This window comes from Orrella sp. JC864 (assembly GCF_037026685.1).
GTDB lineage: Bacteria > Pseudomonadota > Gammaproteobacteria > Burkholderiales > Burkholderiaceae_B > Orrella.
In genome coordinates, this window is the sequence record NZ_JBANET010000014.1 from 1 (window position 1) to 16289 (window position 16289).

At 66.6% G+C, this 16289-nt stretch carries 17 protein-coding genes; 11 read left to right on the forward strand and 6 right to left on the reverse strand.

All coding sequences use genetic code 11. The features are described 5' to 3' along the window. Nucleotides 1-53: 53 nt before the first annotated feature. From V8Z80_RS13485 to V8Z80_RS13505, 5 genes are all read right to left on the reverse strand, one after another. A complete protein-coding gene (locus V8Z80_RS13485; protein ID WP_336062348.1) occupies nucleotides 54-860 on the reverse strand; it encodes a hypothetical protein in 807 nt (268 codons plus the stop codon). 85 nt (nucleotides 861-945) lie between these two features. Further along, nucleotides 946-1725 carry a GGDEF domain-containing protein gene (locus V8Z80_RS13490; RefSeq protein WP_336062349.1) on the reverse strand — a complete coding sequence of 260 codons (780 nt, stop codon included), beginning with the start codon at nucleotides 1723-1725 and terminating at the stop codon, nucleotides 946-948. A gap of 13 nt (nucleotides 1726-1738) precedes the next feature. After that, nucleotides 1739-2125, reverse strand: a complete 387-nt coding sequence (locus tag V8Z80_RS13495; protein ID WP_155196265.1) for a DUF1987 domain-containing protein — start codon at nucleotides 2123-2125, stop codon at nucleotides 1739-1741. A gap of 20 nt (nucleotides 2126-2145) precedes the next feature. Further along, entirely contained in the window at nucleotides 2146-2706 is a 561-nt protein-coding gene (locus tag V8Z80_RS13500; protein WP_336062409.1) for a SiaB family protein kinase, read from the reverse strand. A 43-nt stretch (nucleotides 2707-2749) separates the two neighbouring features. Beyond that, entirely contained in the window at nucleotides 2750-3979 is a 1230-nt protein-coding gene (locus V8Z80_RS13505) for a PP2C family protein-serine/threonine phosphatase (protein WP_442951976.1), read from the reverse strand. Nucleotides 3980-4134: 155 nt separating this feature from the next. Between V8Z80_RS13505 and V8Z80_RS13510 the strand changes: the two genes are divergently transcribed. Then, nucleotides 4135-5019, forward strand: coding sequence for an aldo/keto reductase (locus V8Z80_RS13510; RefSeq protein WP_336062350.1), 885 nt, complete (start codon nucleotides 4135-4137; stop codon nucleotides 5017-5019). A gap of 52 nt (nucleotides 5020-5071) precedes the next feature. On the opposite strand, the gene V8Z80_RS13515 is transcribed toward V8Z80_RS13510, so the two are convergent. After that, complete coding sequence (locus V8Z80_RS13515) at nucleotides 5072-6751, reverse strand: L-lactate permease (RefSeq protein WP_336062351.1); 1680 nt, start codon at nucleotides 6749-6751, stop codon at nucleotides 5072-5074. A 352-nt stretch (nucleotides 6752-7103) separates the two neighbouring features. Between V8Z80_RS13515 and V8Z80_RS13520 the strand changes: the two genes are divergently transcribed. From V8Z80_RS13520 to nuoF, 10 genes are all read left to right on the forward strand, one after another. Further along, complete coding sequence (locus tag V8Z80_RS13520; RefSeq protein ID WP_336062352.1) at nucleotides 7104-8078, forward strand: diacylglycerol/lipid kinase family protein; 975 nt, start codon at nucleotides 7104-7106, stop codon at nucleotides 8076-8078. After that, the gene (locus V8Z80_RS13525; protein WP_336062353.1) at nucleotides 8075-8971 is read left to right on the forward strand and encodes a metallophosphoesterase family protein; all 897 of its coding nucleotides are present in this window, start codon (nucleotides 8075-8077) and stop codon (nucleotides 8969-8971) included. Before V8Z80_RS13520 ends, V8Z80_RS13525 begins: the two co-directional genes overlap by 4 nt. Before the next feature lie 59 nt (nucleotides 8972-9030). Next, complete coding sequence (locus V8Z80_RS13530) at nucleotides 9031-9747, forward strand: phosphatase PAP2 family protein (protein WP_336062354.1); 717 nt, start codon at nucleotides 9031-9033, stop codon at nucleotides 9745-9747. 357 nt (nucleotides 9748-10104) lie between these two features. Next, entirely contained in the window at nucleotides 10105-11247 is a 1143-nt protein-coding gene (locus V8Z80_RS13535) for a porin (RefSeq protein ID WP_336062355.1), read from the forward strand. 265 nt (nucleotides 11248-11512) lie between these two features. Continuing rightward, nucleotides 11513-11872, forward strand: a complete 360-nt coding sequence (locus V8Z80_RS13540) for an NADH-quinone oxidoreductase subunit A (RefSeq protein WP_155196257.1) — start codon at nucleotides 11513-11515, stop codon at nucleotides 11870-11872. Nucleotides 11873-11899: 27 nt separating this feature from the next. Beyond that, nucleotides 11900-12376 carry a NuoB/complex I 20 kDa subunit family protein gene (locus V8Z80_RS13545; RefSeq protein ID WP_066132774.1) on the forward strand — a complete coding sequence of 159 codons (477 nt, stop codon included), beginning with the start codon at nucleotides 11900-11902 and terminating at the stop codon, nucleotides 12374-12376. Between the two features lie 103 nt (nucleotides 12377-12479). Beyond that, nucleotides 12480-13100: an NADH-quinone oxidoreductase subunit C gene (locus V8Z80_RS13550; RefSeq protein WP_155196256.1), complete on the forward strand. Its 621-nt coding sequence runs from the start codon at nucleotides 12480-12482 to the stop codon at nucleotides 13098-13100. Nucleotide 13101: 1 nt separating this feature from the next. Continuing rightward, nucleotides 13102-14355: an NADH-quinone oxidoreductase subunit D gene (locus tag V8Z80_RS13555; protein WP_155196255.1), complete on the forward strand. Its 1254-nt coding sequence runs from the start codon at nucleotides 13102-13104 to the stop codon at nucleotides 14353-14355. A gap of 46 nt (nucleotides 14356-14401) precedes the next feature. After that, the gene (gene nuoE / locus V8Z80_RS13560) at nucleotides 14402-14896 is read left to right on the forward strand and encodes an NADH-quinone oxidoreductase subunit NuoE (protein WP_155196254.1); all 495 of its coding nucleotides are present in this window, start codon (nucleotides 14402-14404) and stop codon (nucleotides 14894-14896) included. Further along, entirely contained in the window at nucleotides 14893-16275 is a 1383-nt protein-coding gene (nuoF, locus tag V8Z80_RS13565) for an NADH-quinone oxidoreductase subunit NuoF (protein ID WP_155196253.1), read from the forward strand. Before nuoE ends, nuoF begins: the two co-directional genes overlap by 4 nt. Nucleotides 16276-16289: the final 14 nt, after the last annotated feature.

Below are 16289 nucleotides of genomic sequence, written 5' to 3' on the forward strand. Positions count from 1 at the left end.
GCCATGTACGGGATTCTTGCCAGAGGGCAGCGCCTCTTCAGGTAGAACCACACCTATGCAGTAGAACGCATGAGGCGCCGGATCGGCTGTCCGAACAGCTGCAGCGTGCCTTTGAATGCGGGCGGGTTATGACCTTTCGTGTGATCCGTATAAATCTGGACCGAGATCCGGATATCGGGCCGGTGCATGCCGACATACGAGAGGAAGGGCAGCAGATGGGCCGAATAGTGGACGGGATCGGCCAGATTCTGCGCGTAATGAATGCTTGCTCCTGGCTTGGCGCGTTCGAAGCCATGGGCCAGCACGCTTATGCGTCTTTTTTCCAGGTTGCTGAAACGGTGGTTGGTGTCGCCGCTGAATTCGTCCTTGAAGCGCGCGATCGCGGTTTTGCGTTCGAATAGTTCCACGTCGGTTTGGGGATTAATCACAATGGCCTGATCCGCGAATCCGCATGCAACAGCCATCAGCGCCGCAAACCCGCCGCCCGATGAGCCCATCGTGACGATTTCCGCGTCAGGATTGATCATGTTCGCGATAGTGCGGATGTGTTCGACTAGACCGGCGAACCCATCGGTATCCCGGCGGCCGACGAACCAGGCCAGCGATGCGCCTGTGCCCGGTGCCGAGACTATGGGGTCGGCGACGCAAAGAATCGGGTGTTTAAGGTACTGATGCCACGTCCAGCGATGAAATACCGTGCTGCCACGGATTTCCAGATTGGATACGGCGCCATTGAAGAAGATGATGATTCTGGATCGATCAGGGTTGTCGTGAAAATAGAAGTGGTCGGCTTGGCCGCTTCCTGCCTGGATGGCTTCACCTACCGTGTCGTATTGTGGGATGGTGACGGTGTCTTTCATTGATGCCCCCGATACTCGGGAGCATTTGTAGCAGAAATGTCATAAATTCAGAAACGACCGTCTCGGTCTCCGGGTTTTCCCGGGTTTATGACGCTGGCTCCATATCGGCATTTTCGCCGGCCACTATCACTCGGTTCCTTCCCCCCCGCTTGGCGCGGTACAGCGCATCGTCGGCCAGGCCATAGGCCTGGTCGAAGCCCGCGCCTTGCGCGTTGGCGCTGACGCCGAAGCTGGCCGTGACCTGCCGGTCCACCGGCGGGGGAAAGACCAGCTGCGCGATGGCCTGGCGCATCGCGTGGGCTGCTTCGCAGGCCTGCGCCAGGCTGTGCCGGGGCAGCAGCACGGTGAATTCCTCGCCGCCGACCCGGCCGACCACGCCGGCTTCCCCCACCACGCGGCGCAGGCAGTCGGCAATGCCCAGGATCACCGCATCGCCGGCGGGATGGCCGAAGTCGTCGTTCACGCGCTTGAACTCGTCGATGTCCAGCACGATCATCATCAGCTCGCCTTCGGCCAGGTAGCGGTTGGCGGCTTCGATGATGGCGCTGCGGTTCAACACGCCCGTCAGGGCATCGTGGGTGGCGCGGTGCCGCAGCTCGGCGGCCAACTGCTGCAGTTGCAGGTTCAGCGCGTTCATTTCGCGCTCGGCCCGGTCGCTGCGCCTGACCAGGCGCCGGGTTTCGCGCAGCAGTCGCTCGTAGTGGCCCGTCAAGGCAAGCAGCGCCTGGCGAAAGTGGCCGGCGTCCGCCTGGCCCAGGCTCAACGCGGCGCGCGCCTGCTCCAGCGCGGCCTGCTCGCTGGCGAACAGGTCGTGGCTATCCAGCGCCCCGGCGGGGCCGGGGGCCTCCACGGTACTGGGTCGCATGGCCGGCTCCCGCTCAGGACCGGATGGGCTGGTCGATGAATTCGATGGCATCGAAGTCGGCGCGCAGCTCTTCGCCGAACTCCTGGATGGTGTCGTCCTCGTCGTCGTACACCCAATGCAGGCGCACCGTATTGCCGGCCAGGGCGGCGCGGTTCAGCGCCTCGAACAGGTTGAACAGCATCTTGGTGCTCGAGCTGTTGAAGTAGGACAGCGCGATGTCCACGACGATTTCCTGTCCCTGGCAGCTTTGGAGATAGGCGTCGAGCTGCGCGTTGACGGGCCCGTAGAAGGCCGCGGCATTCTCGGGGTAGGACTCGCCGCGCATGGCCAGGCGATGCGCATCGAAACGAAAATCGATCTCCGGAGAGGTCGGGGTGGCGGCAATGAAGAGGTTTTCCATGGCGATAGCGTCGGCCGTATTCAGATGACTGCTTTCAGGCAGAACAGGGTGGTGCCGGGTTGGTCGGCAAGCGGATGGAACGCGAATTCCAGCGGCGCGCTGGCGTCGCGCGCCATGGTCAGGAACCCGAGCCCGGCGCCCCGGCTGTCGGTCGGTGTCTCGGCCCGCAGCGACGTGCGGTAGGCCTGCTTGATCTGCTCGATCGACATGGTGCGCAGCGGCTCGAGCTTGTCGCGCAGGCCATGCACGTCGTCGGCCACCACCGGGTTGACGCACAGCATCAGGTGGCGCTCGCCCTCGGCGATGATGCACACCGCGCCCTGGCGCACCGCGTTGCCCGGATTGCCCGGTTCGAGCGAATCGGAGGAGTAGTGGATGATGTTCTGGGACAGCTCCACGAACGAGGAGAACAGCCGCCGGCGCGTCGGTCCGTTGATGCCGGCCTTCTCCAGCTGGAGCTTGACCACCTCGGCCATCGCCGCGATGATGCTCTGCGAGAAGTAGCCCTGATGGTAGAAGATCACGTTGCGGCGCAAGGCCAGGTCGAAGAAGGCGCTGTCTTGTCCTAGCAGCTGGGTGATGGTCATGGGGAAGGTCCTGTCATGTCGCTTGGCCTGCCTGGCGTCACAGGCGCGCGCAAAATAGGGTGAGGTCGTCGCGCCGCGCTTGCTGGCCCTGCCACTGCGCCAGCGCGGCCAGCAAGGCCTGGCAGATCTGCGCGGCAGGCGCGTGCCGTTGCGCCAGGATGGCCTGGCAGGCGCGGCGGCGTCCGAAGGCGATGTTCTTGGGGCCGCCGATCTGGTCGGTCAGTCCGTCGGTCGTGGCAAACAGCAGCGTGCCGGGCGGCAGCTGCAAGGCCTGCTCGGTCCAGGTGTGGTGCATGGGGGTGTCGATGTATCCCACCCCTTTGCGCTGGCCGCCCACGATCTCGAATTCCGCGTCCTGGGGGCGCAGCACGTACAGGGCGATGCGCGCGCCCGAGAACGTCAGCGTGCCGGTGCCCCGGTCGAACCAGAAGAACGCCGCGTCCAGGCCGTCGTTGGACTCGGGCGCGTCGGTTTCCTTGACCTGGCCCAACATGCTCTTGACGCCGCGGTTGACCGCCGATAACAAGGCGCTGGGCCGGCGCGGGCCGTCGTGTTCGAGCGCCTGGGACAGCGACGAGGAGGCGATCAGCGTCATGAAGGCGCCCGGCACGCCGTGGCCGGTGCAATCGGCCACGGCGCCGAACCAGCCCTCGGGATAGGAACCGAAATGATAGAAGTCGCCGCCCACCACGTCGCGCGGCTGCCAGACCAGCGCCGCATCGCCCAGCGCCGCGTCCACGGCGCTGCGCGAGGTGCGCAGCATGGCGCGCTGGATCACGCTGGCGTACTCGATGCTTTGCATGACCTGGCGGTTCCGTTCCTCCTGGATGGCGGCGATCATGCTCAGCAGCTGCAGGCTGTTGCCCATGCCGGCATAGCGGCCTTGCCGGGTGATGATGAAGCCGTCGGCCAGGGCCTTCTTGCCGGTCTGCACCGTCATGTGCATCAGCGCGTCGACGTCTGTTTGCGCATCGACCACCAGCGGCGACTTGTCCATGAAGGCGATGCAGCTCTTCCTGTCGTACAGTTCGCGATGGAAGGGCTTGCTCATCTGCGACAGGAAGATGTTGCGGTTGATCAGCCCGATAGGGCGGCCCTGCTCGATGACGGCCAGGCTGCCCAGGTCGCGGTCGCTGGAGAACAGCGCCATGACCTGCTCGTTGGTGCCGTCCGCCTCGATGGCGGGCGCTTCCTGGCAGAGCGCATCGGCAACGGGGTGAAGACCGGTGGCCTGGGCGCGGCGCAAGGAAGGAAACGCGGGATGCATGAGGAGCTCGACGAAGACTCGACGGCGGAAGACGGGCCCATGCTAGGCGGGCTCCATGTAACTTTTGTGACTGATTTTCAGTATTTCGTAATGTTGCGCAGCATGTCGCTGCGATGCGATAACGGTGTTGTAGATTTCCACGCCAGGAGACTGTCATGACCTTGCTTGCCGCTTCCGGCCGCGCCCCGGCCATGCCTGCCGTGACCTTGCCCGATGGCGCCGCCGTGCCGGCGCTGGGCCAGGGCACCTGGTTCATGGGCGAGCGGCCCGAGCGCGCCGCGGACGAGGTCCGCGCGCTGCAGCTGGGCCTGGACCTGGGCATGCGGCTGATCGACACCGCCGAGATGTACGCCGACGGCGGGGCCGAGACCATCGTGGGCCAGGCCATCGCCGGCCGGCGCGATGAAGTCTTCCTGGTGTCCAAGGTCTATCCGCACAATGCCGGCGGCGCGGCCGCGGCCCGGGCCTGCGAGGCCAGCCTGCGCCGCCTGGGCACCGACCGCATCGATCTTTACCTGCTGCACTGGCCGGGCCGCATTCCCTTGCAGGACACCATCGCCGCCATGCAGCGGCTGCAGCGCGAGGGCAAGATCCTGCGCTGGGGCGTGTCCAATTTTGATGCGCAGCTGCTGGACCGTTTGCTGGCGTTACCGGGCGGGCGCGACTGCGCCGTCAACCAGGTGCTTTATCACCTGGCTTCGCGCGGCATCGACTACGACCTGCGTCCGCTGATGCGCCGCGCCGGCATGCCGGTCATGGCCTATTGCCCGCTGGCCCAGGGCGGACGGATCAAGGGGGCGTTGCTTGCGCACCCGGCGCTGCAAGAGGTGGCCCGGCGCCACGGCGCCACCGCCGCGCAGGTGGCGCTGGCCTGGACGCTGCGCGAGGGCGGCGTGATCGCCATCCCGAAGGCGGTCGATCCCGGGCATGTGCGCGAGAACGCCAAGGCGGCGGCGCTGCGCCTGGACCAGGCCGACCTGCGCGCGCTGGATGCGGCTTTCCCGCCGCCGTCGAGCAGGCAGCCGCTGGACGTGGTCTGAACACCGGGCCGGGCCCGGCGGGCATGGCGCCCGCCTGGGCCCGGCGCGGGCCTTACGGCGAGAGCGGGTCGCTCAGGCCCAGTACAAAGAAGCCGATCAGCGACAGGATGCCTGCCAGCAGCAGGTAGTACATCGTCGGCCAGATCGTGCGGCGCAGGGTCGTGCCTTCCTGTCCCAGCATGCCGACGGTCGCGGCCGCCGCCACGGTGTTGTGGATGGCGATCATGTTGCCGGCCGCCGCGCCCACCGATTGCGCCGCCACCATCAGCGCCCCGGACAGGCCCAGCGACGTGGCGACCCCGTACTGGAACTCGCTCAGCATCATGTTGCTGACCGTGTTGGAGCCGGCGATGAACGCGCCCAGGGCGCCGACCACCGGCGCCACGGCCGGGTAGATCGCCCCCACCGTATCGGCCATGTACTGGGCCGTGGCGATGGGCATGCCCGGCAGGCCCGCGCCGTTCTCGGCCGAGTTGATCAGGATGCGCACCATGGGCACGGTAAAGACCAGCGTAATGCCCGCCGACAGCAGCGTGCCGCTGGACTCGCGCGCGGCCGCGCCCAGCTGGCGGCCGCTCATGCCGTGCAGGAAATAGGTGAACAGCACCACCATCACCAGGATGCCGCCCGGCAGGAACAGCGGCTGGAAGTCGGCGTTGATGCCCGTCTCGCCCAGGATGCCGGTGAAGGCTACCGCCACGCTCTTGAGCGCGTCGCCCAGCGGCGCGACCGTGCGCGAGAGCACCAGCAGCAGCCCCAGCACCACGTAGGGCAGCCAGGCGCGCAGCAGGCTGATGGGGCGGCCGGCCGTCTCGTCCAGCTTGATCTCGATCGAGCCCATCCAGTTGCTGGGCCAGTCCTTGGGATCGGCGAAGTCCCAGGTGTTGCGCGGCGTCAGGAAGCGGGCGCGGGCGGCCAGGGTGACGATGGCCAGGCCGACCAGCCCGCCCAGCAGCGAGGGGAATTCCGGCCCGAGCAGCACGCCGGCCAGCATGGACGGCACGGCGAAGGCCACGCCGGTGAACAGGGCGAACGGCAGGATTTCCAGGGCCGGCTTCCAGCTGCGCTCGCGGCCGAACAGGCGCGTGAGCATCAGCATCAGGACGAAAGGCATGGTCATGCCGATCAGGCCGTGCATGATGACCACTTCGCTGGTGATCAGGCGCAGCATCACGTCCCACGACGAACCGGCCGCCTCCAGCTGCGGGCGCAGCTCGGCCAGGTTCAGGCCGCTGGTCACGCCCACCAGGATGGGGGTGCCCACGGCCCCGAAGGACACCGGCGTGCTTTGCACCAGCAGCCCCAGCATGACGGCGGCCAGCGCGGGAAAGCCCAGCACCACCAGCAGCGGCGCGACCACGGCGGCCGGCGTGCCGAAGCCCGAGGCGCCCTCGATGAAGCAGCCGAAGGTCCAGGCGATGATCAAGGCCTGGACGCGGCGGTCCGGGCTCAGGGCGGTGAAGCCGCGGCGGATGGCCGTCACGCCGCCTGAATACTTGAGCGTATTGAGCAGCAGGATAGCCCCGAAGATGATCCACAGCAGGCCTAGGGTGATGATCAGGCCTTGCAGCGTCGAGGCGGCGATGCGGTTCAGGCTCATGTCCCAGACCAGCCAGGCTACCGCCGCGGCCAGCAGGTAGACCGCCGGCATGGCGTGCTTGGCCGGCAGCCGCAAGCCGATGAGCAGTATCGCGGCAAGCAGGATGGGTGAAAAGGCGAATAAGGCAAGCATGCCTGGACCGAACATCAAGATCTCCTGTTTCTTTGCTTCTAGTTTGTCGACATGACCTATGCGCATGTCCGCAAGTGGCGCTTCGAGTCTAAGTAGACGGGGCCGGATGCAGCGACGGGGTTAACCCTAATCGCACAAAAAATTCACGAAACGAAGGATGGCGGGCGCGCCGCCCGCGCCCGCGCTTGCCGGCCGCAGCGGTAAGAGTTGTTGCCGTCGGTAGCGCCCGCCGCCGGACCTTGGCGGCACGACGGGGCCGGGCCGGGCGGCCCGCGCGGCCGCAGGCGCGTTTTGTTACGCCTGGGCGCGCGGCCGGTTGCGGGGCGCCGCGCCGACGGGCTAAGGTGCGGCCATGCCAGCGCCCGACCCATCCGCCGCCGCGATGCCTGTCCTGACGGGCAGGGAGCCTTTTTTTGTGGTGATCAACGCCGGCTCGGGCCGCGAGGATGCCAGCCAGGCCCGCGAAACCATCGTGCGGATCCTGGAGCAGGCCGGCCGCCGCTGCCAGACCGAGCTGGTGCGCGATCCCGCCCGCCTGCCCGAGGCGGCCGACTGGGCCGTGCGCCAGGCGCGCGAGCAGGGCGGGGTGGTGGTGGCCGCCGGCGGCGACGGCACGCTCAACGCCGTCACGCAGCGCGTGCTGGGCACCGGCCTGCCGTTTGCCATCCTGCCGCAAGGCACCTTCAACTATTTCGGCCGCACCTACGGCATCCCGGCCGACACCGAGCGCGCCACGCGGGCCATGCTCGATGCGGTGATCCAGCCGGTGCAGGTGGGCCTGCTCAACGACCGGGTGTTCCTGGTCAACGCCAGCCTGGGACTGTATCCCCAGGTGCTCGAAGACCGCGAGGCCTATAAGCAGCGCTACGGGCGCAGCCGCATGGTTGCCTTGTGGTCGGGGCTGGTCACCGCCTGGCACCGGCCCCGCCAACTGGACCTGACGCTGTTGCAGGACGGCCGCGCGCGGATGTTGCGCACGCCTACGCTGGTGGTGGGCAACAATGCGCTGCAGCTCGAGCAGCTGGGGTTCACCGAGGCGGACCTGCCGCGCCAGGGCAGCCTGGTGGCGATGAGCCCCAAGCCCGTGGGCACCTTCGCGCTGTATTGGCTGATCCTGCGCGGACTGTTCAGCCGCCTGGGCGAAGCGGAAAACGTGGTCAGCTTCGGTTTCCAGGAAATGCGGGTCAAGTTCCGCCGCGGCATGCGCCACAAGGTGGCGATGGATGGCGAGATCTTCCACATGGATGGCGAGCTGGTCTTCAAGGTGGCGCCGCTGCCGCTGCCGCTGCTCACGCCTCGCCACGTCGATCCGGCCGATCGCGCATGACGGCGGCCCTGCACATCAGCGACCCGCACTTCGGCACCCAGCAGGAACCCGTGCTGGCCGCGCTGCGCGAGCTGGTCGCCTGGCGCCAGCCCGAGGTGGTGCTGCTGGGCGGGGACATCACCCAGCGCGCACGCGCGCCGCAGTTCCTGGCGGCGCGGCGCTACATGGACAGCCTGGGGCGGCCGTTCCTGGCCGTGCCGGGCAATCACGACATCCCCTTGTTCAATCTTTTTGCCCGCTTGTTCGATCCTTATGGAAACTATCGCCGCGCTTTCGGCGCCGACCGCGAACCTGTCTACGAATCCGAGGGCCTGCTGGTGATAGGCGTCGATTCCACCCGCCGCTATCGCCACAAGCACGGCGAAATCTCTCCCGCGCAGGTGCGCCGCGTGGCGCATCGGCTGCGCCAGGCCGGCCCCGCCCAATTGCGCGTGGTCTTGCTGCACCATCCGCTGGTCGCCGCGGTCGCGCAAGACCGGCCCAACCTGGCGCGCGGGCGCGAGGCGGCCGTGGCCGAATGGACGCGGGCCGGCGCCGACATTCTGCTGGGCGGGCATATCCACCTGCCTTACGTGACGCCGCTGGCGCCGTCCACCCCGGCGGTGACGCCGCCCGGGCAGGGCGGGGCGCGCGGCGCGCTCGCCTGGGCCGTGCAGGCCGGCACGGCCCTGTCGCACCGGGTGCGCGGGGGCGTGCCCAATTCCGTCAACGTGCTGGACTGGCGCTGGCGCGCCGGGCAGGCGCGCGTCTGCCGGGTCGAGCGCTGGGATTTCCTGGCGGCCAGCGGCCGGTTCGAGCCGGCCGCCGAGCACGAGCTCGCGCTGGGCGAGCGCGCGGCGCGCCGTGCGGTCTCGTCGGGGCGCGACGGTCGCGGCATGCTGCAGCGGAGCTAGGCATGGTCGAGGCGGCATTTTGGATCGGCCGGCATCCGGTGGCGGTTTTTTGTCTGTTGATGGGCGCTACCGCCTTGCTGGCGGCCCTGGGCTGGCACGCCGTGCGCGAGGTGCCCGCCGCGCCGACGCGCGAACGCAGGCGCCGCCGCACCCGCGTGGCCTGGCTTTGTGCGGGCCTGTCGCTGGCCTTGTTCGGCGCCCTGGCATGGGGCTTGTACCGCGACGGCGCGCAGGTGGCCTTCGACGATGCGCTGGCCGGCTCGCTGGCCCAGCATGCCTGGCCGGCGTGGCTGCGCCTGTGGGCGCTCTTGACGGTGGCCGGCGACCGCAACCTCCTGATCGTGCTGGGGGCCTGCGTGCTCGCGGTGCTGCTGCTGCGCCGGCGCTGGGCCGACGCGCTGGTGTGGGTGGCCGGCACCGCCGGCGCGGGCGTGTTGAACATCGTGCTCAAGGCCGCCTTCGCGCGCGCGCGTCCCCAGCATGGACACGGCTACGCCCATGCCGAGGGTTGGAGCTTTCCCAGCGGCCATGCAACGGGCGCGATGGCCTTCTACGTCATGCTGGCCTACCTGCTGGTGCGCCGGGCGCCGCCGGGCTGGCAAGGCGCCATGGTCACGGGCACGGCCATGCTGGTGGCGGCGGTGGGATACAGCCGCATCGTCCTGCAGGTGCATTACTTCAGCGACGTCGTGGCGGCCTTCGCCGTGACCTTCGCCTGGCTGGTGCTGTGCATGGCCGCGCGGGCCTGGGCCTGCCGGCGCGCGGCCCAGGGGTGAGGGCCGGCCCAGGGAAGGCTGTCTTCCTGGCCCAGGCGGGCTCGGCGCCGTAATGCTTCACCTTAATTACTGGTCCTAATCGCCTGTCCCGCAACCTTTTTTCAAAAACGGGGACGCCGCGTCCGCAGGTGTTTTCAAAGTGCTACGGGAAAACCCTGGAATTTGACGGAAGTGTCCCAAAATCTGTTGCTGCTTACCAACACATCGGCGACTGTCTGGCACTTTTCCTAAGCAGAACATAGCCACACTAAGGGAATTTTGATGGAATAGCTCCAACTTCCCTTCGCGGAGTTAGCGGGGCGGCACAACGACTCAACGATGCTGCTCTAGTCACTCAAATCTTCGGAGATTTCTTAAATGAAAAAGACTCTGCTCGCCGCTGCTGTGCTGGCCGGCTTCGCTGGTGCCGCACAAGCTGAAACGTCGGTGACCCTGTACGGTATCGTCGACGTTGGCGTCGGCTACCAAAAGATCAAGGGCAACGGCACCGACATCAGCCGTACCGGTCTGATCGACGGCGTCCAAAGCGGTTCGCGCTGGGGCCTGCGTGGCTCGGAAGACCTGGGTGACGGTCTGCGCGCCACCTTCGTGCTGGAAAGCGGCTTCAACCCCCGCACCGGCCGTTCGGCCCAGGGTGGCCGTCTGTTCGGCCGCCAAGCCACCATCGGCCTGGCTGGCGATTCCTGGGGTGAGCTGACCGCCGGCCGCCGCACCAACGTGGCCTCGCAGTTCTTCTCGAGCATCGATCCGTTCGCCGCCGCCTTCGGCCAAGCCAACATCGGTAGCGCCTTCTCGCAAGCCAACACGCTGCGCTACGACAACATCGTCCAGTACACCACCCCGAGCATCGGCGGCTTCCAAGTCGCTGCTGGCTACTCGTTCGACATCGGCGAGAACTCGGCTGCCGGCAACCTGGGCACCGACGGCAACGTGTGGGGCACCAACCGCAAGGATCGCGCCATCACCGCTGGCCTGCGCTACGCCAACGGCCCGCTGAACGTCGCTGCCACCTACGACCAGGTCAACCCCGCCAGCGTCGCCGGCAACGAAGACCTGAACAAGATCAAGGCCTGGATGGTCGGCGGCTCGTTCGACTTCGAAGTGGTCAAGCTGGCCCTGGCCTACGGCCAGACCAAGGATGGCTGGTTCGGTTCGCCCGGCCTGCAAAGCGGCCAAAGCTTCAGCCTGCCCGGCGGCAACGTCGGTGGCTACACCGGCATGGGCTTCACCGCCGACAGCTCGAAGGTCAAGTCGTACCTGGTCGGTCTGACCGCTCCCATCGGCCCGGGCAGCCTGTTCGGTTCGTGGCAGCGTGCCGATCCCAACAGCGACGTCCTGACCGGCGACGACGCCACCCAGAACACCTACAGCCTGGGCTACACCTACGACCTGTCCAAGCGTACCAACGTGTACGCCTACGGTTCGTACTCGAAGAACTACGCGTTCCTCGACGGTGTGAAGAGCCAGCTGGTCGGTCTGGGCCTGCGTCACCGCTTCTAATCGGGCTTGCGGCCGCTTCGGCGGCCGCCGCGCCTGATGGCCGGCCTTCGGGCCGGCAAAACAAGAACCCCGCCGCAAGGCGGGGTTCTTGTTTTTTGGGCGCATCGCGCATCGCCCCGCTATGTCGGGAAAAAGGGGACGTTTTGGCGTCTATTTGCAGCGATCCGGCGGGTCCGGCCCTGGCTTTTGCCAGCTTCCGTTCAGGTGGCGGGCCTCTAGCAAATGCTACAATCTACAAGTTTATGCACCTTGCCGGAAATCCTGGATGAACCTGCAGCAATACTTTCCCATCCTGCTTTTCATAGCGGTCGCTACCCTCATCGGGTTCGGGCTGATCCTGGCCGGTGCGGTGATCGGCCCGCGCAAGCCCTACGACGAAAAGCTCTCGCCCTACGAGTGCGGTTTCGAGGCTTTCGAGGATTCGCGCATGAAGTTCGACGTGCGCTATTACCTGGTCGCCATCCTTTTCATTCTCTTCGACCTGGAAATCGCCTTTCTTTTCCCCTGGGCCATCGCGCAGGGAGAGCTCGGGCTGGTCGGGTTCTGGACGGTCATGGTGTTTCTCGCCGTGCTGACCGTCGGCTTCATCTACGAATGGAAAAAGGGCGCGCTCGACTGGGAATGACCCCGGGCGTCCCGAGAGAGAGTCATCATGGCCATAGACGGCATACTCAAGCAAGGCTTCATCACCACCAGCGCCGACAAGTTCATCAACTGGGCCAAGACGGGCTCGATGTGGCCCATGACCTTCGGCCTGGCCTGTTGCGCGGTCGAGATGATGCATGCGGGCGCGGCCCGCTACGACCTGGACCAGTTCGGCATCATCTTCCGTCCCAGCCCCCGCCAGTCCGACCTCATGATCGTGGCTGGCACGCTGTGCAACAAGATGGCGCCGGCGCTGCGCAAGGTCTACGACCAGATGCCCGAGCCGCGCTGGGTCGTTTCCATGGGCTCCTGTGCCAATGGCGGCGGCTACTACCACTATTCGTACTCGGTGGTGCGCGGCTGCGACCGCATCGTGCCGGTGGATGTCTACGTGCCGGGCTGCCCGCCCACGGCCGAAGCCCTGGTCTACGGCTTGCTGCAGATGCAGAACAAGATCCGCCTGACCAACACGATCGCCCGCTGAGCCGTGCCCGCCTGGCGCGCCGCGCTCGCCGATCGGCCCTCGATGTGCCTGTTAACCGCCGCCGGCCCGGCCGGCAGCGAGCTTGAAAACTGCGTTGAATGACATGACCAGGCTAGAAACCCTGCTACACAATCTGCACGCCGCCTTCGGCGACACGTTCACGCCGGTCCAGGCGCTGGGCGAGGTGACGCTGACCGTGCCGGCCGACCAGTGGGTGCCGATCTGCACCCGCCTGCGCGACGAGCCGGGCCTGCGCTTCGAGTCCTGTATCGACCTGTGCGGCGTCGATTACGCCACCTACGGCGTGGGCAAAGTGGGCGACCCCATCGGCGCGGGCCACAGCTTCCCGGGCCGTTTCGCGGTGGTCGTGCATCTGCTGTCGCTGACCCACAACTGGCGCCTGCGGGTGCGGACCTTCACCGCCTCGAGCGAATTCCCGGTGCTGGCCTCGCTCACCGAGGTCTGGCCCAGCGTCAACTGGTACGAGCGCGAGGCCTTCGACCTGTTCGGCATCGTGTTCGAGGGCCACGACGACCTGCGCCGCATCCTGACCGACTACGGTTTCATCGGCCATCCGTTCCGCAAGGATTTCCCCTTGTCGGGCAATGTCGAGATGCGCTACGACCCGGAGCAAAAGCGCGTGCTGTACCAGCCTGTCACCATCGAATCCAGGGAACTCACGCCTCGCGTCATCCGCGAGGACAGCTACGGGGTGGGCCGCTAAGATGTCCGAGATCAAGAACTACACCCTGAACTTCGGTCCGCAGCACCCGGCCGCGCACGGTGTGCTGCGCCTGGTGCTCGAACTGGACGGCGAGGTCATCCAGCGCGCCGACCCGCACATCGGCCTGCTGCACCGCGCTACCGAGAAGCTGGCCGAGCACAAGACCTTCATCCAGGCGCTGCCCTACATGGACCGCCTGGACTACGTGTCCATGATGTGCAACGAGCACGCCTACGTCATGGCCACCGAACGGCTGCTGGGCATCGAGCCGCCGCTGCGCGCGCAATACATCCGCGTGATGTTCGACGAGATCACGCGCATCCTGAACCACCTGATGTCGCTGGGCTCGCACGCGCTGGACGTGGGCGCCATGGCGGTGTTCCTGTATGCCTTCCGCGAGCGCGAAGACCTGATGGACTGCTACGAGGCGGTCTCGGGCGCGCGCATGCACGCGGCCTACTACCGGCCGGGCGGCGTCTACCGCGACCTGCCCGATTCCATGCCGCAGCACCAGGGCAGCAAGTATCGCAGCGAGAAAGAGCTGCGCGCCCTGAACGAGGCGCGCTCGGGCTCGCTGCTCGATTTCATCGAGGATTTCACCAACCGCTTCCCGGCTTGCGTGGACGAGTACGAGACCCTGCTCACCGACAACCGCATCTGGAAGCAGCGCCTGGTGGGCATCGGCGTGGTCGATCCGGACCGCGCCAAGGCGCTGGGCTTTACCGGCCCGATGCTGCGCGGCTCGGGCGTGGCCTGGGACCTGCGCAAGATGCAGCCCTACGAGGTCTACGACCTGATGGATTTCGACGTGCCCGTGGGCGTGAACGGCGACTGCTACGACCGCTACCTGGTGCGCGTGGCCGAGATGCGCGAAAGCAACCGCATCATCCGCCAGTGCGTCGAATGGCTGCGCAACAACCCCGGCCCGGTCATGCTGGACAACCACAAGGTCACGCCGCCCAAGCGCACCGACATGAAGTCCAGCATGGAAGAGCTGATCCACCATTTCAAGCTCTACACCGAAGGCTTCCACGTCCCGCCGGGCGAGGCCTATGCCGCGGTCGAGCATCCCAAGGGCGAATTCGGCATCTACCTGGTGTCCGACGGCGCCAACAAGCCCTACCGCCTGAAGATCCGTGCGCCGGGTTTTGCGCACCTGCAGGCGCTGGACGAGATGTCCCGCGGCCACATGATCGCCGATGCGGTCACCATCATCGGCACGCAGGACATCGTGTTCGGCGAGATCGACCGTTAACCCGAGACGGCCGGCCCTCGTTTCAAGTCATACCGGATTTCCAATCATGTTGCTCTCCGAACAGGCCTACCAGAAGATCGACAGGGAACTCGCCAAGTTTCCGGCCGAGCAGAAGCAGTCCGCCATCATGGCCTCGCTGGGCATCGCCCAGGTCGAGACGGGCTGGATCTCGCCCGAAGTCATCGAGGACGTGGCCAACTACCTGGGCGTGCCCCCCATTGCCGTGCAGGAGGTGGCCACGTTCTACAACATGTTCGACACCAAGCCGGTGGGCAGCATCAAGATTTCTGTCTGCACCAACCTGCCCTGTGCCTTGCGCGACGGCGAAAAGGCCGCCGACCACCTCAAGCGCAAGCTGGGCATCGGCTTTCACGAAACCACGCCCGACGGCATGTTCACGCTGATCGAAGGCGAATGCATGGGCGCTTGCGGCGATGCGCCCGTGCTGCTGGTCAACAACCGGCACATGTGCGTGCGCATGTCCGAGGAAAAGCTGGACGCGATGATAGAAGAGCTCAAGGCGCAAGGAGAGTCCGCATGACCACCCTGGCCCAGCAACGATTCGACCTGAGCAAGTTCTCCCAGGGCTTGCAGCCGGACCCCGCCGGCAACGACCCGGCGCGCACCATGTGCCTGCACGGGCGTCACATCTCGCCGCAGATCATGGCCGGCCTGGACGGCCAGAACTGGCGCCTGCAGGACTACGTCAAGCGCGGCGGCTACGAGGCCCTGCGCAAGATCCTGACCACGGGCATGAAGCCCGAGGACGTGATCGCCGAGATCAAGGCCTCGGCGCTGCGCGGGCGCGGCGGCGCGGGCTTTCCCACCGGCCTGAAGTGGAGCTTCATGCCGCGCGGCTTTCCCGGCCAGAAGTACCTGGTTTGCAACTCCGACGAGGGCGAGCCCGGCACCTTCAAGGACCGCGACATCCTGCGCTTCAATCCGCACATCGTCATCGAGGGCATGGCGATCGCGGCCTATGCCATGGGCATCTCGGTGGGCTACAACTACATCCACGGCGAGATCTTCGAAGTCTACGAGCGTTTCGAAGAGGCCCTGGAAGAGGCGCGCGCCGCCGGTTTCCTGGGCAAGGGCATCCTGGGCAGCGAGTTCGACTTCCAGCTGCATGCCTTCCACGGCTACGGCGCCTACATCTGCGGCGAGGAAACCGCGCTGCTCGAATCGCTGGAGGGCAAGAAGGGCCAGCCGCGCTTCAAGCCGCCTTTCCCCGCCAGCTTCGGCCTGTACGGCAAGCCCACCACGATCAACAACACCGAGACCTTCGCGGCGGTGCCCTGGATCATCCGCAACGGCGGCCAGGCCTACCTGGAGGTGGGCAAGCCCAACAACGGCGGTACCAAGCTGTTCTCGGTCTCGGGCGACGTCGAGCGTCCCGGCAACTACGAGATCCCGCTGGGCACGCCGTTCGCGAAGCTGCTCGAGCTGGCCGGCGGCATGCGCGGCGGCAGGCAGCTCAAGGCCGTGATCCCGGGCGGCTCCAGCGCGCCCGTGCTGCCGGCCTCCATCATGATGGACTGCACCATGGACTACGACTCGATCGCCAAGGCCGGTTCCATGCTGGGCTCGGGCGCGGTCATCGTCATGGACGAGACGCGCTGCATGGTCAAGTCGCTGCTGCGCCTGTCGTACTTCTACTACGAGGAAAGCTGCGGCCAGTGCACGCCGTGCCGCGAAGGCACCGGCTGGCTCTACCGCATGGTCAACCGCATCGAGCACGGCCAGGGCCGCCAGGAAGACCTGGAACTGCTGGACTCCGTGGCCGGCAACATCATGGGCCGCACCATCTGCGCCCTGGGCGATGCCGCGGCCATGCCGGTGCGCGGCTTCCTGAAGCACTATCGCGACGAATTCGCCCACCACATAGAGCACAAGCGCTGTGTGGTGCCGCAATATCTGTAAGGTTTGGACGACAC